The 24,862-nt window shown below is 65.7% G+C and carries 20 protein-coding genes; 10 read left to right on the forward strand and 10 right to left on the reverse strand.

Annotated features, from left to right (window positions below):
• From AC5P8F_RS10030 to AC5P8F_RS10045, 4 genes are all read left to right on the forward strand, one after another.
• A partial coding sequence (locus tag AC5P8F_RS10030; RefSeq protein WP_495228025.1) for a methyl-accepting chemotaxis protein occupies positions 1-889 on the forward strand: 889 nt, incomplete at its 5' end.
• Positions 890-926: 37 nt separating this feature from the next.
• A complete protein-coding gene (locus AC5P8F_RS10035; RefSeq protein WP_049407415.1) occupies positions 927-1,796 on the forward strand; it encodes a CheR family methyltransferase in 870 nt (289 codons plus the stop codon).
• Positions 1,793-2,389, forward strand: coding sequence for a chemoreceptor glutamine deamidase CheD (cheD, locus tag AC5P8F_RS10040; protein WP_014037083.1), 597 nt, complete (start codon positions 1,793-1,795; stop codon positions 2,387-2,389). The genes AC5P8F_RS10035 and cheD overlap by 4 nt, the downstream gene beginning before the upstream one ends.
• The gene (locus tag AC5P8F_RS10045; RefSeq protein WP_014647016.1) at positions 2,386-3,459 is read left to right on the forward strand and encodes a protein-glutamate methylesterase/protein-glutamine glutaminase; all 1,074 of its coding nucleotides are present in this window, start codon (positions 2,386-2,388) and stop codon (positions 3,457-3,459) included. Before cheD ends, AC5P8F_RS10045 begins: the two co-directional genes overlap by 4 nt.
• 137 nt (positions 3,460-3,596) lie before the next feature.
• Here the strand turns inward: AC5P8F_RS10045 and AC5P8F_RS10050 are convergent, their stop codons facing one another.
• The 7 genes from AC5P8F_RS10050 to AC5P8F_RS10080 all read right to left on the reverse strand — a co-directional run bounded on the left by AC5P8F_RS10050 (position 3,597) and on the right by AC5P8F_RS10080 (position 9,564).
• Positions 3,597-3,734: a TonB family protein gene (locus AC5P8F_RS10050; protein WP_172601402.1), complete on the reverse strand. Its 138-nt coding sequence runs from the start codon at positions 3,732-3,734 to the stop codon at positions 3,597-3,599.
• A 398-nt stretch (positions 3,735-4,132) separates the two neighbouring features.
• Entirely contained in the window at positions 4,133-4,327 is a 195-nt protein-coding gene (locus AC5P8F_RS10055; protein ID WP_126412087.1) for a hypothetical protein, read from the reverse strand.
• A 31-nt stretch (positions 4,328-4,358) separates the two neighbouring features.
• Entirely contained in the window at positions 4,359-5,006 is a 648-nt protein-coding gene (locus AC5P8F_RS10060) for a hypothetical protein (RefSeq protein WP_262087539.1), read from the reverse strand.
• Between the two features lie 341 nt (positions 5,007-5,347).
• Complete coding sequence (locus AC5P8F_RS10065; RefSeq protein ID WP_495228027.1) at positions 5,348-6,157, reverse strand: WG repeat-containing protein; 810 nt, start codon at positions 6,155-6,157, stop codon at positions 5,348-5,350.
• A gap of 142 nt (positions 6,158-6,299) precedes the next feature.
• Positions 6,300-8,891, reverse strand: a complete 2,592-nt coding sequence (gene acnB / locus AC5P8F_RS10070; protein WP_346601854.1) for a bifunctional aconitate hydratase 2/2-methylisocitrate dehydratase — start codon at positions 8,889-8,891, stop codon at positions 6,300-6,302.
• Between the two features lie 43 nt (positions 8,892-8,934).
• Positions 8,935-9,333: a type II toxin-antitoxin system VapC family toxin gene (locus tag AC5P8F_RS10075; RefSeq protein ID WP_005416402.1), complete on the reverse strand. Its 399-nt coding sequence runs from the start codon at positions 9,331-9,333 to the stop codon at positions 8,935-8,937.
• A gap of 6 nt (positions 9,334-9,339) precedes the next feature.
• The gene (locus AC5P8F_RS10080; protein WP_005409505.1) at positions 9,340-9,564 is read right to left on the reverse strand and encodes an AbrB/MazE/SpoVT family DNA-binding domain-containing protein; all 225 of its coding nucleotides are present in this window, start codon (positions 9,562-9,564) and stop codon (positions 9,340-9,342) included.
• Positions 9,565-9,866: 302 nt separating this feature from the next.
• On the opposite strand from AC5P8F_RS10080, the gene acnA reads away from it, so the two are divergent.
• On the forward strand, positions 9,867-12,620 hold the full coding sequence (gene acnA, locus AC5P8F_RS10085) for an aconitate hydratase AcnA (RefSeq protein WP_069118468.1): 2,754 nt from the start codon (positions 9,867-9,869) through the stop codon (positions 12,618-12,620).
• A 129-nt stretch (positions 12,621-12,749) separates the two neighbouring features.
• Here acnA and AC5P8F_RS10090 read toward each other — a convergent pair whose 3' ends face one another.
• Positions 12,750-14,300, reverse strand: a complete 1,551-nt coding sequence (locus tag AC5P8F_RS10090; protein ID WP_014647012.1) for a BCCT family transporter — start codon at positions 14,298-14,300, stop codon at positions 12,750-12,752.
• A 168-nt stretch (positions 14,301-14,468) separates the two neighbouring features.
• On the opposite strand from AC5P8F_RS10090, the gene betI reads away from it, so the two are divergent.
• From betI to AC5P8F_RS10115, 5 genes are all read left to right on the forward strand, one after another.
• Positions 14,469-15,059, forward strand: coding sequence for a transcriptional regulator BetI (gene betI / locus AC5P8F_RS10095; RefSeq protein WP_014647011.1), 591 nt, complete (start codon positions 14,469-14,471; stop codon positions 15,057-15,059).
• A gap of 38 nt (positions 15,060-15,097) precedes the next feature.
• Positions 15,098-16,570, forward strand: coding sequence for a betaine-aldehyde dehydrogenase (betB, locus tag AC5P8F_RS10100; protein ID WP_014647010.1), 1,473 nt, complete (start codon positions 15,098-15,100; stop codon positions 16,568-16,570).
• 101 nt (positions 16,571-16,671) lie between these two features.
• Positions 16,672-18,354, forward strand: coding sequence for a choline dehydrogenase (gene betA, locus AC5P8F_RS10105; RefSeq protein ID WP_014647009.1), 1,683 nt, complete (start codon positions 16,672-16,674; stop codon positions 18,352-18,354).
• A 221-nt stretch (positions 18,355-18,575) separates the two neighbouring features.
• The gene (locus AC5P8F_RS10110) at positions 18,576-20,252 is read left to right on the forward strand and encodes a long-chain fatty acid--CoA ligase (protein ID WP_014647008.1); all 1,677 of its coding nucleotides are present in this window, start codon (positions 18,576-18,578) and stop codon (positions 20,250-20,252) included.
• 161 nt (positions 20,253-20,413) lie between these two features.
• Positions 20,414-21,286, forward strand: a complete 873-nt coding sequence (locus tag AC5P8F_RS10115) for a crotonase/enoyl-CoA hydratase family protein (RefSeq protein WP_014647007.1) — start codon at positions 20,414-20,416, stop codon at positions 21,284-21,286.
• A gap of 70 nt (positions 21,287-21,356) precedes the next feature.
• Here the strand turns inward: AC5P8F_RS10115 and AC5P8F_RS10120 are convergent, their stop codons facing one another.
• Together AC5P8F_RS10120 and rpfG are read right to left on the reverse strand one after the other, a co-directional pair.
• Entirely contained in the window at positions 21,357-23,534 is a 2,178-nt protein-coding gene (locus tag AC5P8F_RS10120) for a response regulator (RefSeq protein ID WP_111206960.1), read from the reverse strand.
• The gene (gene rpfG, locus AC5P8F_RS10125; protein ID WP_032959453.1) at positions 23,531-24,676 is read right to left on the reverse strand and encodes a cyclic di-GMP phosphodiesterase response regulator RpfG; all 1,146 of its coding nucleotides are present in this window, start codon (positions 24,674-24,676) and stop codon (positions 23,531-23,533) included. The genes AC5P8F_RS10120 and rpfG overlap by 4 nt, the downstream gene beginning before the upstream one ends.
• Positions 24,677-24,862 lie beyond the last annotated feature (186 nt).

The following is a 24,862-nucleotide window of genomic DNA, read 5'->3' on the forward strand; positions in this document are numbered from 1 at the left end:
CATCACCCTGGCCGCCGGCGAGATCGCCTCCGGCAACAGCGACCTGTCGCGCCGCACCGAGCAGCAGGCCGCCAACCTGGAAGAAACCGCCGCCTCGATGGAGGAACTGACCTCCACCGTGCGCCAGAACGCCGAGCACGCACGCCAGGCCAACCAGCTCGCCATCGGCGCGCACGGTGTCGCCTCGCAGGGCGGTGAAGTGGTCGGCCAGGTGGTCACCACCATGTCGGCCATCGAAGCCTCGTCGAAGAAGATCGCCGAGATCATCTCGGTCATCGACGGAATTGCCTTCCAGACCAACATCCTGGCACTGAATGCCGCGGTGGAAGCCGCGCGTGCCGGCGAACAGGGCCGCGGCTTCGCCGTGGTCGCCAGCGAAGTGCGCACCCTTGCCCAGCGCTCGGCCGCCGCCGCCAAGGAGATCAAGGGCCTGATCGACGACTCGGTCGGCAAGGTCAACGACGGCTCGGCGCTGGTGCACAAGGCCGGCGCGACCATGGGCGAGATCGTCGCCTCGGTGCAGCGCGTGACCGACATCATGGCCGAGATCTCTGCGGCCTCGCAGGAACAGTCGGCGGGCATCGAGCAGGTCAACCAGACCGTGGTGCAGATGGACGAAACCACCCAGCAGAATGCTGCGTTGGTGGAAGAAGCCACTGCTGCGGCACGCGCAATGGAGGACCAGGCCGGCCAGCTGGCTGACGCCGTGGCGATCTTCCGCCTCGACAACCAGGTGTCCGCCGCAGTGAAGGCCGTGGCCGCGCGCGCGGAGCCGGCCCGTATCACCACCGTGGCACGCCCGCAGCCGACCAGCACGCCCGCTCCGGTCCGCCGCAGCAGCAACGCCAGCACCTTCGCCGCCAGCGACAGCGACTGGCAGGAATTCTGAGACCCACCCGCGGCGGCTGCGGCCGCCGCCTCTGCCGATGGACACGTCCCCCGTGCAAAGTCCTACCCCCATCGTCACCGGCCCGCGCGAATTCGAGTTCGCCGACCGCGATTTCCGCCGCGTCTGCGACCTGATCTACCAGCGCGTGGGCATCGCCCTCGCGCCGGCAAAGCGCGACATGGTCTATGGCCGCCTGTCGCGCCGCCTGCGCACGCTGGGCATGCGCAGCTTCCAGCAGTACCTGGACCATCTGGAGCAGGAAGATGGTGACGAATGGCAGGCGTTCACCAACGCGCTGACCACCAACCTGACCTCGTTCTTCCGCGAACCGCATCACTTCGACAAGCTGCGCGAGGAACTCCAACAGCGCTCCAGCCGCGCCCCACTGCTGCTGTGGTCGTGCGCGGCGTCCACCGGCGAAGAGCCCTACTCGATGGCGATCACCGCCTGCGAGGCCTTCGGCACGTTGAAGCCGCCGGTACGCATCATTGCCACCGACGTCGATACCCAGGTGCTGGCCACCGCCGGCCGCGGCGTCTACAACATCGATCGCGTCGCCAGCCTCGATCCGGACCTGCGCCGCCGCTACTTCCAGCGCGGCAGCGGCCCCAACGAGGGCCAGTGCCGCGTGCTGCCGGCGCTGCGCGAACTGATCGAGTTCCGCCCATTGAACCTGCTCGCCCCGCGCTACGACGTCGGCGGCCCGTTCGACGCGCTGTTCTGCCGCAACGTGATGATCTACTTCGACAAGCCGACCCAGCGCGCCATCCTCGGTCGCCTGGTCCAGCACCTGGCCGATGACGGCCTGCTCTACACCGGCCACTCGGAGAACTACCTGCACGCCGCCGACCTGATCCAGCCCTGCGGCCGCACCCTGTACCGCCGTGCGGCAAAGGCCGGCGCATGAATGCCTCGCTGCGTACCGACGATGTGATGCGCTACCAGGATGCGCGCTTCCAGACCATCGCCGCCAAGCTGCTGCCGACCCAATACCTGGTGGTCGATGACACCACTGCGCTGACCACCACGCTGGGCTCCTGCGTGGCGGCGTGCCTGCGCGACCCGGTGCTGAAGATCGGCGGCATGAACCACTTCCTGCTGCCGGAGGGCAACGCCGGTGACGGCGCACCCGCACGCTACGGCAGCTATGCGATGGAACTGCTGATCAACGACATGCTCAAGCGGGGCGCCCACCGCAAGCGCATCGAAGCCAAGGTGTTCGGCGGCGCCAACGTGCTCAAGGGCTTCACCAGCAATCCAGTGGGCACCCGCAACGCCGAGTTCGTGCGCCAGTACCTGCAGGCCGAGCACATCCCGATCATCGCCGAGGACCTGTGCGGCATCCATCCGCGCAAGATCTGGTTCTTCGCCGACACCGGCCGCGTGGTGGTGCAGCGCCTGCCGCATGCGCATGAGGCCGAAGTGGCCGCCACCGAATCGGCGGTGCGTGCGCGCCTGTCCAAGGCGCCGGTCACCGGTGGCGTGGAGCTGTTCGAATGACCTTTACCGGCAACGCCCCCTGCCGGGTGCTGATCGTCGACGACTCTGCCGTCGTGCGCCAGATGCTCACCGAGATCCTGTCCAGCGATCCCGCCATCGACGTGGTCGGCACCGCCGCCGACCCGCTGCTGGCCCGTGAAAAGATCAAGCGACTGGCCCCGGACGTGATCACCCTGGACGTGGAAATGCCGCGCATGGACGGGCTGGCGTTCCTGGAAAACCTGATGCGCCTGCACCCGTTGCCGGTGGTGATGATCTCCTCGCTGACCGAGCGCGGCGCCGACACCACCCTGCAGGCACTGGCGCTGGGCGCCGTGGATTTCGTGTCCAAGCCGAAGTTGGACGTGGCCCGCGGCCTGCAGGGCTACGCCGACGAGATCATCGCCAAGGTCAAGATGGCGGCGCGCTCGCGGGTACGTCCGCTGGTGCGCGCTGCCGCGCCGAAGCTCATGCTGGACGCCGCGCCCGCGATACGCCCGGCCGCGCCGCAGTTCCGCACCACCGACCGGCTGATCGCGATCGGTTCCTCGGCGGGCGGCACCGAAGCGCTGCGCGTGGTGCTGGAAGGCATGCCTGCCGACGCGCCCGCCGTGGTGATGACCCAGCACCTGCCGGCCAGCTTCAGCAGTGCCTTCGCCGAACGCCTGGACCGCCACTCGGCGATGGCGGTACGTGAGGCCAGCGACGGCGAAGCGGTGCTGCCCGGCCACGCCTACCTGCCGCCGGGCGGCAAGCACCTGCGGATCATCCGCGACGGTGCGCGCTGGCGCTGCCGCGTCGACGATGGCCCGGCAGTGAACCGCCACAAGCCGGCAGTGGACGTGCTGTTCCGTTCGGTCGCGCAGAACGCCGGTGGCAACGCCATCGGCGCCATCCTCACCGGCATGGGCGATGACGGTGCACGCGGCCTGCTGGAAATGCGCCAGGCCGGCGCGCCGACGTTGGTGCAGGACGAAGCCACCAGCGTGGTCTGGGGCATGCCCGGGGCAGCGTTCAAACTCGGTGCCGCTGAGGAACAGGTACCACTGGAACGCATCGCCGAACGCCTGCTCGCCCTCGCCCGCGGCTGACAGGCCCCTGTAGAGCCGAGCCCACGCTCGGCTGCTTTTCAGGCCCGCACCGGCAAGCCGCGCGTAGGCTCGGCTCTATTGAACTCCAGCGTTGCGCCGCGAGCGTCACATGCAACCCGTTCGACACGCCCGTAACATCACCACAGCTTGAACGACACCGGCACGCGGATCTCTCCGGGCACCGGCACACCGCCTTCGCTCGCCGGCAGGTACTGCCACTTGCGAGTCGCCGCCTGCGCGGCCTCGTCCAGCTCCGGCCAGCCAGTGCTCTGCAGTACGGTGGCACTGACCTACTGCCCGTCGGCAGCCACCTGCACCATCAGGATCGCTTCGCCCTCTTTCTCATCGCGAAAGGCCTGTGATGGATAGCGCGGCGGGTTGTTGTGCTTGGTCTCCATCACGATTGATGCCGGCACGTGCGCGGGGGCGAACGTTCTCGACAACCGCTTGCTGCGTCTCCTGCTGCGCCATGGCGCTGTGGGCCATCATCACCGTGGCCAGCACCACCGCACTGCCAACGCAGCGCCAGCAGCGGGAGCGGCTCCCTCTCAATCGATCCTGCGACACCCGTGTACTCCAAGAAACGAAGCGGCAAGTCTAGCCCGGTGCATAACGAAGAGCCCCCGGCTTTCACCGGGGGTTCTTCGTTTACATCATCAACCGATCAGCAGGATCAGGCAGCGACCGTCTTGGCCGCGTCCTGGTATTCCTCGATCTGGTCGAAGTCCATGTAGCGGTAGGTCTCCGCGCCGCTGGCGGCGATCACGCCCACATCGGCCATGTACTCTTCCTTGGTCGGGATGCGGCCCAGACAGCTCGGGAAGTCGCCCGGCGAAGCCCGAAACCCCAGTGGAAAACGTGCATTCATGAGCACCATGGCTCATGGAAGATCTCCACTTTCACTGCTGTATCAGCCTTTCCCGCTTGACGGCCCTCTTCCGCTCCCTGAGCAGCATAACCACACCGGGATAGACGTACTCCTTGATCGATCTGAGGTCACGGGTACAACCGGGAAAGTGATAAGCGATGGCGTCCGCCTTCAGGCCCGACATTTCCTGTTCAAGCCAACCTTCGATGATGCTGGTTACATCCCCTACCCGATCGGCAATACCCGGTGCAATATAAGGAACAACAAACGTGCATGCCAAACGGTGATCACCTTCGTCAAGCAGCAGGTGGCCTGCGTCCTTCCACGCTGCAGCCATCGCGCGGCGCATATGCACACGGCAATCGACCGCCTCTCGACCAATGGGCTGCCACGCTTGCTTGGCCTCTATCGCAAACTGGTTCCTGCCATTTGTCAAAAGCAGATCGACTCTGCCCGGACTGATTGAACCACTCTCCACCCGGCCATGTGGCGCGCTGTCCTCCATCAAGTTGGCGCGGACACGTGCCCGCTTACTACTGCTGAACTCCTCAATGGCCATCCAACGGCCGGAACTCACCCTCCACGCAGCGCCCGCAAGGCTGCTCAACGTCGCACGTTCGTTGTACCACCAGAGCGCATCGTTCGAGTTGCGCCGGCTATACGTGGTAAGAATTTCCATCCATGACTCGACGACTGGCTTCAGCTTGGTAGCTGACCTTCCCGCTCCATGGAATCCAGCCAAACCACTTATGTCCTTCATTGTCCGCTTCCCTGTTCCGGTGATGCATCTCAGTTCAACGGGACATGATCGCCAATCGCCTTGAAAAAATCGAGAAGAGCACAGCTATCCGGGGCAGTTATCCGGAACCTTTGTATCGACGAGTTGACGACAAAGCGCAGGAAATACCGCGCCAGGCTTCAATCAAGGTATCGGCGATGAACCTACCCTTGGTCGTAATGCGATGTAGGAACGTCCTGTCAGCCATTTGAATCGCGCCAGGCTTCAGCGACTCCAATCAGTCATGGTCCGACTATCAGCTGGCGTGGATGCAGGCTCGCCAGAACGGTCCCGTCAAGCTTGATCAGCTCCAAGGTCTGATCTGTCTTCAACGTCTCAAACAGACCATCCGCTTGATGATGAATCGATAGAAATCCCTGTTCGAACAGCGTCGTTCCTGTGTCTGGGTCAAGAAAATTAACCGTAACATCACCGGCACTGTTTCGGTCACGCACGAAAACCAAGCCCTTCGAAACACTCACGTAGCCGTAGCGGGGTGCCAGCCTCCACCGCCCCGACTCATCCAGCAGACCCCAGCGACCCCGCAGTGAGAGGGCATAGACCCTTGTTCCATCCGCCAAAAACTCCGGTGAGGGATCATGCGGCGTGAAATCAGCCACCGCATTACCGCGCAGATCGAGTATGTGATACCCGGGGTCATATCCCAGTCGTTCGAATGCCGCGACCAGATTCGGACCCAATGTTTGTATCCGACGGTAGCGAGGAGGAATCAGCCAAGCACCCGTAGGATCTATTACACCCCATCCTCCATCGGCTTGGGCCAACAGCAGTTGGTCATCCAGTCCTGCCGCGGTTTGAAAAGGCGCAAGTCGGTAGTACAGGGAAGACGAGATGCTGCCGTCTTCCAGCATCATGAAACGCACCCCCGCTTCGCCGGGCCTTTGATACTCGACGATCCTGCGGTTCAACGGATGCAGGCCTGCAGCGCGTTGCAGGGAGCGCAGCGCCCCATCCAGACCTACAACGTATTCATCATCTTCCGAACTGAAAATTACATAGCCTACTCGTTCAGCGAACTTATCTGTTTTCATACAGTGGCCTGCAGGCGTGGGAAACATCCTGCCCGCGCGCGTTACAATTTCTCCGAAAGTGCCCTGTCCACAAAAAACCCCCGGCTTTCACCGGGGGTTCTTCATTTCAACGAGATGCCGGCCAGCGGCCGGCACTACCGCATCAGGCAGCGACCGTCTTGGCCACGTCCTGGTATTCCTCGATCTGGTCGAAGTTCATGTAGCGGTAGATCTCCGCGCCATTGGCGTTGATCACGCCGATGTCCGCCATGTACTCCTCCTTGGTCGGGATGCGGCCCAGGCGCGAGCAGATCGCCGCCAGTTCCGCCGAACCCAGGTACACGTTGGTGTTGCGGCCCAGGCGGTTCGGGAAGTTGCGGGTCGAGGTCGACATCGCGGTGGAGCCTTCACGGATCTGCGCCTGGTTGCCCATGCACAGCGAGCAGCCCGGCATTTCCATGCGCGCGCCGGTAGCGCCGAAGGTGCCGTACACGCCTTCCTTGGTCAGCTCCGAAGCATCCATCTTGGTCGGCGGGGCCACCCACAGGCGGGTCGGCAGGTCACGCTTGCCTTCCAGCAGCTTCGCAGCGGCGCGGAAGTGACCGATGTTGGTCATGCACGAACCGATGAACACTTCGTCGATCTTGGCGCCGGCCACTTCGGACAGGGTCTTCACGTCGTCCGGGTCGTTCGGGCAGGCCACGATCGGCTCATGGATGTCGGCCAGGTCGATCTCGATGACGGCGGCGTATTCGGCGTCGGCATCCGGCTCCAGCAGCTGCGGGTTGGCCAGCCACGCTTCCATCTTCTCGATGCGACGCTGCAGCGAACGCGGGTCCTGGTAACCCTCGGCAATCATCCACTTCAGCAGGGTGATGTTGCTGGTCAGGTACTCGATGATCGGTTCCTTGTTCAGGCGCACCGAGCAACCGGCCGCCGAACGCTCGGCCGAGGCATCGGACAGTTCGAACGCCTGCTCGACCTTCAGCTCCGGCAGGCCTTCGATTTCCAGGATGCGACCGGAGAAGATGTTCTTCTTGCCAGCCTTGGCCACGGTCAGCAGGCCCGACTTGATCGCGTACAGCGGGATCGCGTTGACCAGGTCACGCAGGGTCACGCCCGGCTGCATCTTGCCCTTGAAGCGCACCAGCACCGACTCCGGCATGTCCAGCGGCATCACGCCGGTGGCCGCGGCGAAGGCGACCAGGCCCGAACCGGCCGGGAACGAAATACCCACCGGGAAACGGGTGTGCGAGTCACCACCGGTGCCGACGGTGTCCGGCAGCAGCATGCGGTTGAGCCAGCTGTGGATCACGCCGTCGCCCGGGCGCAGCGAAACGCCGCCACGGGTGGAGATGAACTCCGGCAGGGTGTGGTGGGTCTTCACGTCCACCGGCTTCGGGTACGCGGCGGTATGGCAGAACGACTGCATCACCAGGTCGGCCGAGAAGCCCAGGCACGCCAGGTCCTTCAGCTCGTCGCGGGTCATCGGGCCGGTGGTGTCCTGCGAGCCCACCGAGGTCATCTTCGGTTCGCAGTAGGTGCCCGGGCGCATGCCCTGGCCTTCCGGCAGGCCACAGGCGCGGCCGACCATCTTCTGCGCCAGCGAGAAGCCCTTGCCGGTGTCGACCGGCTGCACCGGCAGGCGGAACAGATCGGTCGGGGCCAGGCCCAGCGCTTCGCGCGCCTTGCCGGTCAAGCCACGGCCGATGATCAGCGGAATGCGGCCACCGGCACGCACTTCGTCGAACAGCACGTCGGACTTGACCTGGAACTCGGCGATCACTTCACCGTTCTTCAGCGCCTTGCCTTCATACGGACGCAGCTCGATCACATCGCCGTGTTCCATCTTCGACACGTCCAGCTCGATCGGCAGCGCGCCGGCATCTTCCATGGTGTTGTAGAAGATCGGGGCGATCTTCGAACCCAGGCAGACGCCACCGGCGCGCTTGTTCGGGATGAACGGAATGTCGTCGCCGGTCCACCACAGCACGCTGTTGGTGGCCGACTTGCGCGAGGAACCGGTGCCAACCACATCGCCGACGTAGGCGACCAGATGGCCCTTGTCCTTCAGGTCAAGGATCTGCTGGATCGGGCCGCGCTTGCCGTCTTCTTCCGGGGTGAACGGCGCGTCGTCGCGCTTGTTCTTCAGCATCGCCAGGGCGTGCATCGGAATGTCCGGGCGGGTGGTCGCGTCCGGTGCCGGCGACAGGTCGTCGGTGTTGGTCTCGCCCGGCACCTTGAACACGGTGACGGTCAGGCTCTGCGGCACTTCCGGATTGCTGGTGAACCACTCGGCATCGGCCCAGCTCTGCAGCACGGCCTGGGCGTTGGCGTTGCCGGCCTTGGCCTTTTCCTGCACGTCATGGAACGCATCGAACACCAGCAGGGTCTTCTTCAGGCCGTTGGCGGCGATGGTGCCGACGCTGGCGTCGTCCAGCAGCTGCACGAGCGGGGCCACGTTGTAACCGCCGAGCATGGTGCCCAGCAGTTCGGTGGCGCGCTCGCGGCTGATCAGCGGGTTCTGCTCGCTGCCCAGGGCGATCGCCGCCAGGTACGAGGCCTTGACCTTGGCCGCGTCATCGACACCGGCCGGCACGCGATGGGTCAGCAGGTCGAGCAGGAACTCGGCCTCGCCCTGCGGCGGGTTCTTCAGCAGTTCGATGACATCGGCCGTCTGCTGCGCGCTCAGCGGCAGCGGCGGGATGCCAAGCGCAGCGCGCTCGGCGACGTGGTGGCGGTAGGCTTCCAACATGACAACTCCCGGGTAATGCGTAGGTTGAAATAACAAAGTGGGCTCAGGCGTGCGGCACGATCAGCTTCAGGCCCTTGAAGTAGTCGCGGTAAAACGTGTCGTTCCAGGTGATCAGGCCGTCACACTGCAGCAGTGCGTGGGCGCCGACCATGAATTCGTCCAGGCTGCGGCGGCTGCCGCCGCGCTGGCGATGACGGCGGTGCATCTCGCCGGCGCGCAGCGCCGACTTGGCTTCCATCGGGTTGAAGTGCACGCCCATTTCTTCCAGCGCTTCGAGCACCTCGGCGCCGCCGCGCAGCGATGCGCAGACCTCGGCCAGGGTCGCGCCACAGACCACCACGCGGCCACCGACCAGGCTCTGCCGGAGGATGGCTTCCACGGCATCGGCCTGCGGACCATTGCTGAGCAGCTCGACCAGCACCGGTGAATCGACGGCGATCATCACGGCTTATTCCTCGTCACGCACCGCACGTACCGCTGCGTCGGACGATTCGAAGCCGTCCAGCGCAAACTTGCCGCGCGCCCGTGAAATCGCATCGTCAACACTCTTGCGCAGGATGATGCGGCTGCCGTCCAGCTCGACCTTCAGCAGCGTGCCCTTGGTCAGGCCGAGGGCATCACGCACCGCCTTGGGCAGGGTGATCTGTCCGCGTTCTGCAACAGTGGCTTCCATCGGTAGGCCCTCCAGAGTATGCACAAATTATACATACTTCCCCGGGCATACTTCCACCCTGAACAGGACCGGCGCCCCGCCAGCCCTTGCCTCGCAAAGGATCGGCCACAAACGTGACATACGCCATACACCTTCCCCTGTAGTCTGGAACCGATGCCGCAGGCCGGAACCCGGCCCGGATGAATCCATTCAGTCTGAGGTTCATACTGGGACGACCGGGGCCGTCAGGCCCGCGGCGACCGCAAGCAGGCCCGCCCATGCGCGGGCCACTGCAAGCCATCCGCAAGAAGGAGTTACCCCGCATGAGCGATTCGTTCTCCACCCGCAGCCAGCTGAACGTCGGCGGCAAGACCTACGACTACTTCAGCCTGCCCACGCTGGGCCAGCGCTTCGATATCTCCCACCTGCCCTACTCGATGAAGATCCTGCTGGAGAACCTGCTCCGGCACGAGGACGGCGGTATCACCGTCGGCAAGGACCACATCGAAGCCGTGGCCCGCTGGAACCCGGCGGCCGAGCCGGACACCGAGATCGCCTTCATGCCGGCGCGCGTGGTCCTGCAGGACTTCACCGGCGTGCCCTGCGTGGTCGACCTGGCCGCGATGCGCGACGCGGTCGTCAAGCTGGGCGGCTCGCCGGAGCAGATCAACCCGCAGATCCCCTCCGAACTGGTCATCGACCACTCGGTGCAGGTCGATGTGTTCGGCAAGCCGGACGCGCTGGACCTCAACGGCAAGATCGAATTCCAGCGCAACCAGGAACGCTACGGCTTCCTGCGCTGGGGCCAGAAGGCCTTCGACAACTTCAAGGTGGTGCCGCCGAACACCGGCATCGTCCACCAGGTGAACCTGGAGAACCTGGCCCGCGTAGTGATGACCGCCGACAAGGACGGCAAGGCGGTCGCCTACCCCGATACCGTGTTCGGTACCGACAGCCACACCACCATGATCAACGGCATCGGCGTGCTTGGCTGGGGCGTGGGCGGCATCGAAGCCGAGGCCGCCATGCTCGGCCAACCGTCGTCGATGCTGATTCCGCAGGTGGTCGGCTTCAAGCTGACCGGCAAGCTGCCCGAGGGTGCCACCGCTACGGACCTGGTGCTGACCGTCACCCAGATGCTGCGCAAGCTGGGCGTCGTCGGCAAGTTCGTCGAGTTCTACGGTGACGGCCTGCAGCACCTGCCGCTGGCCGACCGAGCCACCATCGGCAACATGGCCCCGGAGTACGGCGCCACCTGCGGCATCTTCCCGATCGACGCCGAATCGCTGAACTACCTGCGCCTGTCCGGCCGCAGCGAAGAGCAGATCGACCTGGTCGAAGCCTATGCCAAGGCACAGGGCCTGTGGCACGAACCGGGCAGCCCGCATGCCCAGTACAGCACCACGCTGGAACTGGACATGGGCACGGTGAAGCCGTCGCTGGCCGGCCCGAAACGTCCGCAGGACCGCGTGCTGCTGGAGGACGTGCAGAAGAACTACCGCGAAGCACTGGTTGGCATGACCAGCAACCGCGACAAGCGCAGTGATGATGTTTCCTCGTTCGTCAATGAAGGCGGCGGCGCGGCGGTCGGCAACGAGCAGCTGGCCAAGGGCTTCGCCGACATCGAGATCGAAGGCCGCAAGGTGCGGCTGAAGGATGGCGCGGTGGTCATCGCCGCCATCACCTCCTGCACCAACACCTCCAACCCGGCGGTGATGATCGGTGCCGGCCTGCTGGCCCGCAATGCGGCCGCCAAGGGCCTGAACCGCCAGCCGTGGGTGAAGACCTCGCTCGGGCCGGGCTCGCGCGTGGTCACGGACTACCTGGAAAAGGCCGGCGTGCTGAAGGAGCTGGAGAAGATCGGCTTCTACGTGGTCGGCTACGGCTGCACCACCTGCATCGGCAACTCCGGCCCGCTGCCGACCGAAGTCAGCGCCGGCATCGCCACCGGCGACCTGGTGGTCACCTCGGTGCTGTCGGGCAACCGCAACTTCGAGGGTCGCGTGCACCCCGAAGTGAAGATGAACTACCTGGCCAGCCCGCCGCTGGTGGTGGCCTATGCCATCGCCGGCACCACCGACATCGACCTGACCACCCAGCCGCTGGGCACCGGCAGCGATGGCCAGCCGGTGTTCCTGCGCGACATCTGGCCGAGCAACAAGGAAATCGGCGATGTCATCGCCGCCACCATCGGCCCGGAGATGTTCAAGCAGAACTACGCCGACGTGTTCAAGGGCGACACCCGCTGGAACACCATCGCCTCGCCGGACGGCAACCTGTACGCGTGGAGCGATGCCTCCACCTACATCAAGAACCCGCCGTACTTCGATGGCATGACCATGCAGACCGGCAGCATCGATGACGTGCATGGTGCACGCGTGATGGGCCTGTTCGGCGATTCGATCACCACCGACCACATCTCCCCGGCCGGCAACATCAAGAAGGACTCACCGGCAGGCCGCTTCCTGCAGGAACGCGGCGTGCAGCCGGCCGACTTCAACAGCTACGGCAGCCGCCGCGGCAACGATGACGTGATGGTCCGCGGCACCTTCGCCAACATCCGCATCAAGAACCTGATGTTCGGTGGCGAGGAAGGCGGCAACACCCTGTACTACCCGGCCGGCGGCGGTCAGCCGGAGAAGCTGGCGATCTACGATGCGGCCATGAAGTACAAGGCCGACAAGGTGCCGCTGGTGGTGCTGGCCGGCAAGGAATACGGCACCGGTTCGTCGCGCGACTGGGCGGCCAAGGGCACCCTGCTGCTGGGGGTGAAAGCGGTCATCGCCGAAAGCTTCGAGCGCATCCACCGCTCCAACCTGGTCGGCATGGGCGTGCTGCCGCTGCAGTTCCGCAACGGCGAGAACGCGCAGAGCCTGGGCCTGGACGGCTCGGAAGTGATCGACATCACCGGCCTGCAGGACGGTGCCAGCAAGCGCGCCACGGTCACCGCGACCAAGGCCGATGGCACGAAGAAGACCTTCGAGGTCTCGGTGATGCTGCTGACCCCGAAGGAAGTCGAGTACTTCCGTCATGGCGGCCTGCTGCAGTACGTGCTGCGCCAGCTGGCAGCCAAGTAACGGAAAAGGGCCGGATCCTTGCGGGTCCGGCCCTTTCCGTCTGCGATGCCACCCCTGTAGAGCCGAGCCTGCGCTCGTCTGCTTCTGCGCCAACAGCAGCCGAGCGTGGGCTCGGCTCTACAGAGGCGCTCAGCGGCGGGGTGCGTCCGGGTCGGTGCGCAGCGCCTTCAGCAGGCCCCACATGTAGAACGCCAGGGTGAACGAGAACGGCAAGCCACACAGCACCACCGCCGTCTGCATCGCACTGAAATTGCCGGCCAGCAGCAGGCCGACGCTGGCCACGGTGATGCCGGCCGCCCAGAACACGCGCAGCCAGATCGGCGCGTCATGGCCGTCTTCCACACCATCGTCAACGCGACGGGTGCACAGGTTGGCGATCATCAGCGTGCCCGAGTCGACCGGGGTCAGGAACAGCACGAAGCCGATCACCACCGCAGCACCTGCCACGTACGGCGCGCCGGGCAGGTATTCCAGCAGCTTGAACAGCGTCATCGCCGCATCGTGCTGGGCCACCTCACCCAGGATCGCCTGGCCGTGGTTGAGCACCAGGTCGATGGCGGTGTTGCCGAAGATCGACAGCCAGGCCAGGGTGAAGCCGAGCGGGATCAGCAGCACGCCCATGATCACTTCGCGGATGGTGCGGCCGCGCGAGATGCGTGCCACGAAAAGGCCGACGAACGGCGCCCAGGCGATCCACCAGGCCCAGTAGAACAGCGTCCACGAGCCCATCCACTCACGGCCCTTCGGGTCGTTGAGGTACATGTCGAAGCTCTTGCGCACGAACGCGCCGAGATAATCACCAGTATTCTGGATCAGGCCATCGAACAGGTGCAGGGTCGGGCCGGTGACCAGCACGAACAGCAGCAGGCCACACAGCAGGCGCACGTTGAGGTTGGACAGCCAGGCAATGCCCTTTTCCACACCGGCGACCACGCCGATGGTGGCCACCACCATCATCACCAGCACGATGGCCACCAGCACCTGCGGCGTATCCGGGATGTGGAACAGGTAGACCAGGCCGGACTGCACCACCAGCGCGCCGATGCCGAGGTTGGTCACCATCGAGATCAGCGTGGCCAGGATGCCGAAACCATCGACCATGTCGCCGATGCGACCGTGGATGCGCTCACCGAAGATCGGGTACAGCGCCGAGCGCAGCGCCAGCGGCAGGTCGCGGCGGTACGCGAAGTAGCCCAGCGCCACGCCGACCAGCGCGTACAGCGCCCAGCCGTGCAGGCCCCAGTGCAGGAAGGTCAGCACCATCGCTTCGCGGCCGGCGGCCACGGTCCCGCCGGGTTGCCCGGGCGGATGCAGGAAATGGTCCAGCGGCTCGTAGGCGCCGTAGTACAGCAGCGCGATGCCGATGCCGGCCGAGAACAGCATCGAGACCCACGCAACGTAGCCGAAGGCCGGTGACTCCTCGTTGTGGCCCAGGCGGATGCGGCCATACGGCGAGAACGCCAGCCACAGCACGAAGCCCAGGCACAGCACGATCAGCAGCATGTACCACCAGCCGAACGCGGCCGACACCTCGGCCTGCGCCCATTGCAGCCAGTGCTCGCTGCCTTCGGGATAGAGAACGGTGAGCAGCCCGAGGATGCCGATCGACACCGAGGAGCTGAGAAAGACAAAACGGTTCAAGCGCAAGGGCGAACGCTTGGGATGAGCCAGGGAAGACATGGGATCGTCTCATCAGTCCGGGGGAGCACATGGGCGGGGCCGGACCGGTAAACCGGGCCCATGGCGTGGGGCGCGAGCGCATCCTAGGGTTTATTGATTGAACGTTCAATCAATAAAAAGCATAATGGCGGGCAGCCGATCCTTCGGGTCGCAATCCGTGGAGAGACAATGCCGAAGAAAGGCGTGGAACCGGTACGGCGCGAACAGCTTATCCGGGCCACTTTCCAGACCATCGACGAGATCGGCATGGCCGACGCGACCGTCGCCACCATCGCGAAGAAGGCAGGGCTGTCCAGCGGCATCGTCGCCCACTACTTCGGCGACAAGGACGGCCTGCTCAATGCTGCAATGCGGCAGATCCTGCGCGAACTGAAGGACGCCGTCGCCCGCTACCGCGCCGAGGCCAGCGATGACCCCCGCGAGCAGTTGCGTGCCATCGTCGATGGCAACTTCGACGACAGCCAGATCAACGGTACCGCAATGCGCGTCTGGCTCACGTTCTGGGCCGCCAGCATGCACCAGCCGGAACTGGCCCGGCTGCAGCGCGCCAACGACCAGCGCCTGTTCTCCAACCTGTGCCACCAGTTCAACCGCCTGCTGCCCCACCCGCAGGCCCGCCTGGCCGCCCGTGGCCTGGCCGCGATGATCGACGGCCTGTGGCTGCGTGGCAGCCTGGTCGGCGGCCAGTTCAACGCCGACAAGTCGCGGCGCATCGCCTACGGCTACATCGACTTCCAGTTGCAGGCTGCCGCGCTATAAGCGCTTCAGCACCCGCCCCCTTCCAAGGAGTACGCCCCATGACCACCCTGCCCGTCCAACAGCTCTACATCCACGGCCAGCGCGTCGATGCCACCAGCGGCAAGACCTTCAAGACCGTCAACCCGGCCACCGGTGAGGTGATCGCCGAAGTGCAGGTTGCCAGCCAGGCCGACGTCGAGCGCGCCGTGCAGAGCGCGGCCGAAGGCCAGAAGGTGTGGGCCGCGATGACGGCCATGGAGCGCTCGCGCATCCTGCGCCGCGCCGTCGAGCTCCTGCGCGAGCGCAACGACGAACTGGCCCACCTGGAAACCCTGGACACCGGCAAGGCGCTGGCCGAGACCACCACCGTGGACATCGTCACCGGCGCCGACGTGGTCGAGTACTACGCTGGCCTGGCCACCGCCATCGAAGGCATCCAGCTGCCGCTGCGCGAATCGAGCTTCTTCTACACCCGCCGCGAACCGCTGGGCGTGGTGGCCGGCATCGGCGCCTGGAACTACCCGATCCAGATCGCCATGTGGAAGTCGGCCCCGGCCCTCGCCGCCGGCAATGCGATGGTGTTCAAGCCGTCCGAAGTGACCCCGTTGACCGCGATCCGGCTGGCCGAGATCTACACCGAAGCCGGCGTGCCGGCCGGCGTGTTCAACGTCGTGCAGGGCCCGGGCCGCGAGATCGGGCAGTGGCTGACCGAGCACCCGGTGATCGAGAAGATTTCCTTCACCGGCGGCGTCGCCACCGGCAAGAAGGTCATGGCCAGCGCGGCGTCCTCGTCGCTGAAGGAAGTGACCATGGAGCTGGGCGGCAAGTCGCCGCTGGTGATCTGCGATGACGCCGACCTGGACCGCGCCGCCGACATCGCGGTGATGGCCAACTTCTTCAGCTCCGGCCAGGTCTGCACCAACGGCACCCGCGTGTTCGTGCCGCGCAGCATGCTGGCCGCGTTCGAGGCCGCCGTTGTCGAGCGCGTCAAGCGCATCCGCATCGGCGACCCGATGGCCGCCGAGACCAACTTCGGCCCGCTGACCAGCTTCCCGCACATGGAAAACGTGCTGCGCTACATCGAAAGCGGCAAGGCCGAAGGCGCCCGCCTGCTGACCGGCGGCGGCCGTGCCACCGAAGGCGCGCTGGCCAATGGCGCGTACGTGCTGCCGACCGTGTTCTCCGACTGCCGCGATGACATGACGATTGTCCGGGAAGAGATCTTCGGGCCGGTGATGAGCATCCTCGCCTACGACGACGAAGACGAAGTGGTGCGTCGTGCCAACGACACCACCTTCGGCCTCGCCGCCGGCGTGGTCAGCAAGGACGTCAGCCGCGCCCACCGCATCATCCACCGCCTGGAAGCCGGCATCTGCTGGATCAACACCTGGGGCGAATCGCCGGCCGAAATGCCGGTCGGTGGCTACAAGGAATCCGGCGTCGGCCGCGAGAACGGCATCTCGACCCTCGGCCACTACACCCGCATCAAGTCGGTGCAGGTCGAGCTGGGCGACTACGCCAGCGTGTTCTGACCGGCGCGCCGCCAGCACGCCCCATCGTCCGGCCACCGCGCCGATCCGACATCCCGCCGGGACGCCTGCATGCAGCGCGCCCCGGCCTGCAGGAGACACCCATGAGCACCCACAACGAGTACGACTACATCATCATCGGCGCCGGTTCGGCCGGCAACGTGCTGGCTACCCGCCTCACCGAAGATGCCGATGTCAGCGTGCTGCTGCTGGAAGCCGGTGGCCCGGACTACCGGCTCGACTTCCGTACCCAGATGCCGGCGGCACTGGCCTTCCCACTGCAGGGCAAGCGCTACAACTGGGCGTACAAGACCGATCCGGAGCCCTTCATGAACAACCGCCGCATGGACTGCGGCCGCGGCAAGGGCCTGGGCGGCTCGTCGCTGATCAACGGCATGTGCTACATCCGCGGCAACGCGATGGACTATGACAACTGGGCCAGCATGCCGGGCCTGGAAGACTGGACCTACCTGGACTGCCTGCCCTACTTCCGCAAGGCCGAAACCCGTGATATCGGCCCCAATGACTACCACGGTGGCGACGGCCCGCTGCGCGTTACCACGCCCAAGGCCGGCAACAACGAGCTGTTCGCTGCGATGGTCGAAGCCGGCGTGCAGGCCGGCTACCCGCGCACCGACGACCTCAACGGCTACCAGCAGGAAGGTTTCGGCCCGATGGACCGCACGGTGACCCCGAAGGGCCGTCGTTCCAGCACCGCCCGCGGCTACCTGGACCTGGCCAAGCCGCGCCCGAACCTGACCATCGTCACCCACGCGCTGACCGACCGCATCCTGTTCTCGGGCAAGCGCGCCGTGGGCGTGCAGTGGCTGCACAGCGACCAGCCGCAGCGCGCCACCGCCCGCCGCGAAGTGCTGCTGTGCGGCGGCGCCATCGCCTCGCCGCAGATCCTGCAGCGCTCGGGCGTCGGCCCGGCCGACCTGCTGCGCAGCCTGGACATCGACCTGGTGCACCACCTGCCGGGCGTCGGCGCCAACCTGCAGGACCACCTTGAGATGTACCTGCAGTACGAGTGCAAGAAGCCGGTGTCGCTGGCGCCGGCACTGAAGCTGTACAACCAGCCGGCGATCGGTGCCGAGTGGCTGTTCCTGGGCACCGGCATCGGCGCCAGCAACCAGTTCGAGGCCGGTGGCTTCATCCGCAGCGACGCCGAATTCGACTGGCCGAACCTGCAGTACCACTTCCTGCCGGTGGCGATCAATTACAACGGCTCCAACCCGATCAAGGCGCACAGCTTCCAGATGCACGTCGGTTCGATGCGCTCACCCAGCCGCGGCCGCATCCACGTGCGCTCGAAGGACCCGCGCGAACATCCGAGCATCCTGTTCAACTACATGTCGCACGACCAGGACTGGCGCGAGTTCCGTGCGGCGATCCGCATCACCCGCGAGATCTTCGCGCAGCCGGCGCTGGCCCCGTACAGCGGCCGCGAGATTTCGCCGGGAAGCGCGCTGCAGACCGACGCGCAGATCGATGCGTTCGTGCGCGAGCACGCCGAGACTGCCTATCACCCGTCGTGCTCGAACAAGATGGGCCATGCCGACGATCCGATGGCGGTGGTCGATGGCCAGGGCCGCGTACACGGGCTGGAAGGCCTGCGCATCGTCGATGCCTCGATCATGCCGCAGGTGGTGACCGGCAACCTCAACGCGCCGACCATCATGATGGCCGAGAAGCTGGCCGACGTGATCCGCGGCCGCACCCCGCTCGCCCGTAGCACCGCGCCGTACTACAAGGCCAACGGCGCACCCGTTCGCAAGCAGGGTTGACGCAGCCGGCCCGCTTGGGGCCACGGTAGTGCCGGCCGCTGGCCGGCATCCATCGTATGGTCCGTCCAGCGCAGATGCCGGCCAGCGCCCGGCACTACCCAGCAAGGAGGCTCTTCGGGGCCTCTTCGCGTTTTCCCTACGGCGGGGTATGCTGCAATGACCGGCCGTTGTCGATACGCTCAGGGCCGGACCTAATACATCACGATTCCTGGAGGGGGAATATGAGTCTGGATCGTCCCTGGCTGCAGAGCTATCCGAAAGGCGTTCCCGCCGAGATCGACGTCAACGAGTTCCATTCGGTAGCTTCGGTCTTCGACGCTTCCGTCGCGAAATTCCGCGACCGTCCCGCCTACTCCAGCTTCGGCAAGGTCCTCACCTACGGCGAGACCGACGCGCTGGTCGAACAGTTCGCGGCCTACCTGCTCGGTGAGCTCAAGCTCAAGAAGGGTGACCGCGTCGCCCTGATGATGCCCAACTGCCTGCAGTACCCGGTGGCCACCTTCGGCGTGCTGCGCGCCGGCCTGACCGTGGTCAACGTCAACCCGCTGTACACCGCCCGCGAGCTCAAGCACCAGCTGGTCGATGCCGGCGTGACCGCGCTGGTGGTGGTCGACAACTTCGGCGACACCGTCGAGCAGGTCATCGCCGATACGCCGGTCAAGCATGTGGTCACCACCGGCCTGGGCGACCTGCTCGGCGCCAAGGGCGTGATCGTCAACTTCGTGCTGAAGTACATCAAGAAGATGGTGCCCAACTACCATCTCAAGGGCGCGGTGCGCTTCCGCCAGGCGCTCAAGCTCGGCAGCCGCCACAGCCTGCCCAAGGTCGAGATCGACCACGACGACATCGCGTTCCTGCAGTACACCGGCGGCACCACCGGCGTGGCCAAGGGCGCGATGCTGACCAACCGCAACCTGATCGCCAACATGCAGCAGGCCTCGGCCTGGATCAGTGCGTCCGGCATCGAGATGGGCAAGGAGTGGATCATCACCGCCCTGCCGCTGTACCACATCTTCGCGCTGACCGCGAACGGGCTGGTCTTCATGAAGTTCGGTGGCTGCAATCACCTGATCACCAACCCGCGCGACATGAAGGGCTTCGTCAAGGAGCTCAAGTCGGTGCGTTTCACCGCCATCACCGGCGTCAACACGCTGTTCAACGGCCTGCTCAACACCCCCGGTTTCGACACGGTCGACTTCTCCTCGCTGAAGGTCACCCTGGGCGGCGGCATGGCGGTGCAGCGCGCCGTCGCCGAGCGCTGGAAGAAGGTCACCGGCGTGACCCTGGTCGAGGCCTATGGCCTGACTGAGACCTCGCCGGCAGCCTGCATCAACCCGCTTACCCTGACCGAGTACAACGGCTCGATCGGCCTGCCGATCCCCTCCACCGATGCCTGCATCAAGGATGACAACAGTGCCATCCTGCCGCTGGGCGAGGTCGGCGAGCTCTGCATCAAGGGCCCGCAGGTGATGAAGGGCTACTGGCAGCGCCCGGAGGAAACGGCCAAGGCCATCGACGCGGACGGCTGGCTGCATACCGGCGACATGGCCAAGATGGACGAACACGGCTTCTTCTACATCGTCGACCGCAAGAAGGACATGATCCTGGTGTCCGGCTTCAACGTGTACCCGAACGAAGTCGAGGACGTGATCGCGATGATGCCGGGCGTGCTGGAAGTGGCCGCGGTCGGCGTCCCGGACGACAAGTCCGGCGAGGTGGTGAAGGTGGTCATCGTGAAGAAGGACCCGAACCTGACCGCCGAAATGGTCAAGGAGCATGCCCGGGCCAACCTGACCGGCTACAAGCACCCCAAAATCGTTGAATTCCGAAAGGAGCTGCCGAAGACCAACGTCGGCAAGATCCTCCGTCGCGAACTCCGCGATACGCCCGCCCAGTAAGGGTTTGCGGCAATCTGGACAGTGCAGGGCCCGGGGCGGAAACGTCCCGGGCCCTTTCGCATGCGACGCCGCTGAGGCGGTGTAGCATCGCCGCGTGTGTGGACCGTTCGGCCCGCCGGCCACCCACCTGACACTGCGGGCCGCATGCCGAGGACCCTTCCATGAGTACCATCGAAAAGCTGCCTTCAAGCGGCTCACCGTTCGCCACCATCCGTACCGAAGACAGCGCCGACGGCGCTGCCCACTGGCTGTTCATGCACGCCGATGCCGCCACCGGGATCCGTCCCTGCTGCCGCAAGGACATGCTCGACGAAATGTGGAGCTACATGGCGGCCATCACCCGCAGCCCTGCCGAACGCCACAACGGGACATTGCGGCATTTCGTGCTGGCCTCCGATGCCGTCGCCTACAATCTGGGCGGCGACCTGGACCTGTTCACCCGCCTGATCCGCGAAGGCAACCGCGACCTCCTGCTGAATTACGCCCAGCGCTGCGTGGAGGGCGTGCACCACCTGCATACCGGGTTCGGTGGCGATGTCCGTTCGATCGCGCTGATCCAGGGTGACGCCCTCGGCGGCGGCCTGGAAATGGCCCTGGCCTGCCACACCATCGTCGCCGAGGAAGGCAGCGGACTGGGCCTGCCGGAGGTGCTGTTCGGCCTGTTCCCGGGCATGGGTGCGTACTCCTTCCTGTGCCGGCGCGTGTCCCCCCACCTGGCCGAGAAGATCATCCTCGACGGCCGGGTCTACAGTGCCGAGGAGATGCATGCCATGGGCGTGGTCGACGTGCTGGTGAAGAAGGGCGAAGGCCGGGCGGCGGTCGAGGAACTGATCCGCCAGCAGCAGCGCACGCCGCAGTCCTATCTGGCGATGAATGCCGCACGCGCCATCGCCCAGCCGGTCAGCTACGACGAACTGCTGGAGATCACCAAGGTATGGGTCGATTCCGCCCTTGCACTCGGCGACCGCTCGCTGCGCACCATGGATCGCCTGATCAAGGCCCAGACCCGTCGCGCCAGTCTCGACGCGGCCTGATTCCTCCCCTCCCCCAGGATGGGTTCAAGCCCGGCTGGCCACCGGGCTTTTTTTGGGTCCACGCCACGCCTCAGCGCGCTTCACCATCATCGGCGGCGCCGCGCATGCGGCGTTCGGCCCGCGCGTCCAGCGCGCGCCGGCCTTCCTTGATCGCCTCCTGCAGGATGCCCAGGCGCTGACGCCATTCGGTCTTGAGCTGCCAGTCGGCCATCCGCATCAGCTCGCCGGCACGGTTGGACGCGCGCATCAGGCCGAGGTTGCTGGCCACGCCCTTGATCGCGTGGGATTGTTCGCGGAACACATCCCACTGCGTAGCCTCGCCGGCCTGCTCGGCCTTGCCCATGCAGCTCGCCACGTCCTCCAGGCACTGGCGGATGAACTCACGTTCGAAGCCCTCGCCCATGCCCAGCGAAGCCAGTTCGTCCAGCACGCTGCTGTCGAGCACGCCATCCTGCAGCGGCGCCGCCGGTCGCACCACCGGTGCGGCCATGGTCTTCAGCTGGGCATTGCTGGCGATCTCGGCCAGCGTATCGAGCAGGCGCACCGCAACGACGGGCTTGGCCAGGAAGGCATGTGCGCCGGCCTGGGTACAGCGCTGGATCGCCTCGGGCGTTACATCCGCACTGAGTACCAGTACCGGCGTGCGCGGACCGCCGCCGGCCTGCATCACCCGCAGTTCCTTGAGCATGTCCAGCCCGCTCATGCCCGGCATGTGCAGATCGACGATGACCGCGTCGAACTCGCTGTCGGCCAACGCATCCAGCACCGCCTCACCGCCGTCCACGCACAGCACGCGATGGCCGGCCTTCTGCAGCAGGCGCTGCAGGACCATGCGGTTGGCCTCGTGGTCGTCGGCCACCAGGATCTGCATGCTGCGCACGCGGGCGCGATGGCGCAGGAACGGATCGGCAAAAGCGATCACGTTGCCGCCCGGGCCCGCGTCTTCGTCGCCGCTCAGGCTCGGCACCGCGCCCGGCACCTGCGGCTGCGGCGGCGCGAACGGCAGCTCGACCCAGAAGTGGCTGCCGCGCGGCGGGTATTCCAGATAGCCGATGTCACCGTCCATCGCCTCGACCAGGCCTTTGGCGATGGTCGTGCCCAGCCCCGTCCCCTCGTGGCGGCGCGCCATGCTGACATCGGCCTGCTCGAACGCGTCGAACAGCCGTGCACGCATGGCAGGTGGCACGCCGATGCCGGTGTCGAGGATGTCGAAGCGCAACCGCACCGCCCCGCTGGCATCGGCCTGCACCACGCCGACACGTATCTCGACCCGGCCATGGTCGGTGAACTTGACCGCGTTGCCGGCCAGGTTCAGCAGGATCTGCCGCAGGTGCCCGACATCGCCGCGCACGCGTGGCGGCACACCATCGGCCACCTTCACCCGGTAATCCAGCCGTTTGGCCTTGGCCTGTGGCAACAGGATCAGACCGATCGCCTGGATCACGTCGGCCACGGCGAAGTCCTCGGCCACCACGCGCAGCTTGCCGGCCTCGATGGCCGAGATGTCCAGCACTTCCTCCACCAGTGCCAGCAGGCTGCGCGAGGACGCCTGGATGGTGTTGAGGCACTCGCGCTGCTCGTCATCCAGGCGCGTGGTGGCCAGCACTTCGGTCATGCCGTTGAGACCGTTCAACGGCGTGCGGAACTCATGGCTCATGTTGGCCAGGAACCGGCTCTTGGCCTCGCTGGCGCGGCGCGCCTCGGCCATCGCTTCGGTCAGCTGCCGCAGCAATGTCGAGAAGTACAGCGGCACCGCTGCCAGGCCCAGCCAGAGGCCAATGGCCAGGCGGAAATTCTGTTGCCAGTAAGGCGTCAGCATCACGGTGCAGCCGAAGCTCACCATCGCCATGGCCACCGCCACGTACAGATAGTGGTTGCCAAAGCGCATGCCATTGCCGACCGTCACCCACATCACCACGATGTAGACCCAGGCCAGCGGCTCACCCATCTGCACCATGCCGGCAGCAATGAGGCCGTAGTCAGCCAGCATGCCCAGCACGCGGCGGGGATCGGAACGCGCCGGCCGCCACAGCAGCCAGCCGAACAGCAACAGTGACAGGCTCAGGCCGGTCAGCACGATCGCCAGCACACCGACGTACTGGGTGTGCGGCAGATCGTGGCGCGGTGCCGGCAACAGTACGTAGGCCAGGATCAGGCTGATCAGCACGATGCGGACGATCTGCTGGCCGTGCTCGCTGTCCTGGCGCTGGGACAGGCGCAGCCGCAGCTGCGACAACAGGCGTTTCACGCGCCCAGCCCCGGGCGCGCGGACGCCATCGAATGCTCGGCGCAGATCTGGTCGAGCTGTTCGCGGCCGCGCAGCAGCGCGTCCACGCATCGGGGATCGAATAGGCGGCCACGCTGGGCGTAGAGATAAGCCAGAGTGGCTTCCATGGTCCATGCTTCCTTGTACGGACGGGGCGAAATCAGGGCGTCGAAGACATCGGCGACGGCCACGATGCGCGCTTCCAGCGGAATCGCGTCGCCGACCAGCCCATCGGGATAGCCACTGCCGTCGTAGCGCTCATGATGACGCAGTGCGATCAACGCGCCAACCTGGATGAAGCGATTCTGGCTGCCGCTCAGCAGTTCATGGCCAATCCGCGGGTGCCGGCGCATGATCGCCAGTTCTTCCTCGTTGAGCTTGCCCTGCTTGAGCAGCACCGCATCGGGAATGGCGATCTTGCCCATGTCATGCAGCGGCGCAGCCATTTCGATCAGGCGCACCTCCTCTTCGGGCAGCCCGAGCTGTTCGGCGATCAGTCCGGCCACGCGCGCCATGCGCTCCAGGTAGGCGCTGGTGCCGGCATCACGGAACTCGATCGCGCGTGCCAGCCGCGACAGCGTCTCGCGCTCGCGCTCTTCGACCTCATGCATGCTCGCCAGCAGGCGCTGCTCCAGCGACAGCGCCCGCTGCTTCACGTTCTCGGTCTGCTGGCGCAGCTGCAGCAGGTTGTAGCAGCGCGCCCGCAGCTCGCGCGGGCGGATCGGCTTGACCAGAAAGTCGATGACGCCTGCTTCCAGTGCCGCTTGCCGGATCGGCTCGTCACCGACCACGGTGATCAGGATCACCGGAATGTCACGGTGCTTGGGCAGGCGACGGAAACGACGGGCGAATTCCAGCCCATCCATCTCCGGCATGCGGTAATCGAGCAGCAGCAGGTCGACCGGATGGGCTTCGCACCAGGCCAATGCGGTCAGCGGGTCTCCGAAGTCATACACGCTCAGTTCCGGCGCGATGTCTTCGATGACGTGACGCAGCATCGTCCGGGCCGAAGTCTGGTCGTCAACGATGACGATGTTCAACGCGTACTCTGCCTGGTTTCTCGACCACGCTGGATCATCAGCAGGCGAGGATACTCTGCCGCTGCGAACGCTCGCACCCTGCATCGGCCTGACTCCCGTGTCATGCGTCCCGATTCATGATCGTCATCACAATGTGAAGCGGACTCCCCACACCGTGCCCTCCCCCTGGCGCCGATCAAGCCATAACAGGCGTCAAGGTAGTGCAATTACGATACGCCGAGTGCGGGACGCGTCAATCGCGCCGTCTCGTTTCGGGACGGCGCGCACAAT

Source organism: Stenotrophomonas sp. YJH_SMC_69 (assembly GCF_059370495.1).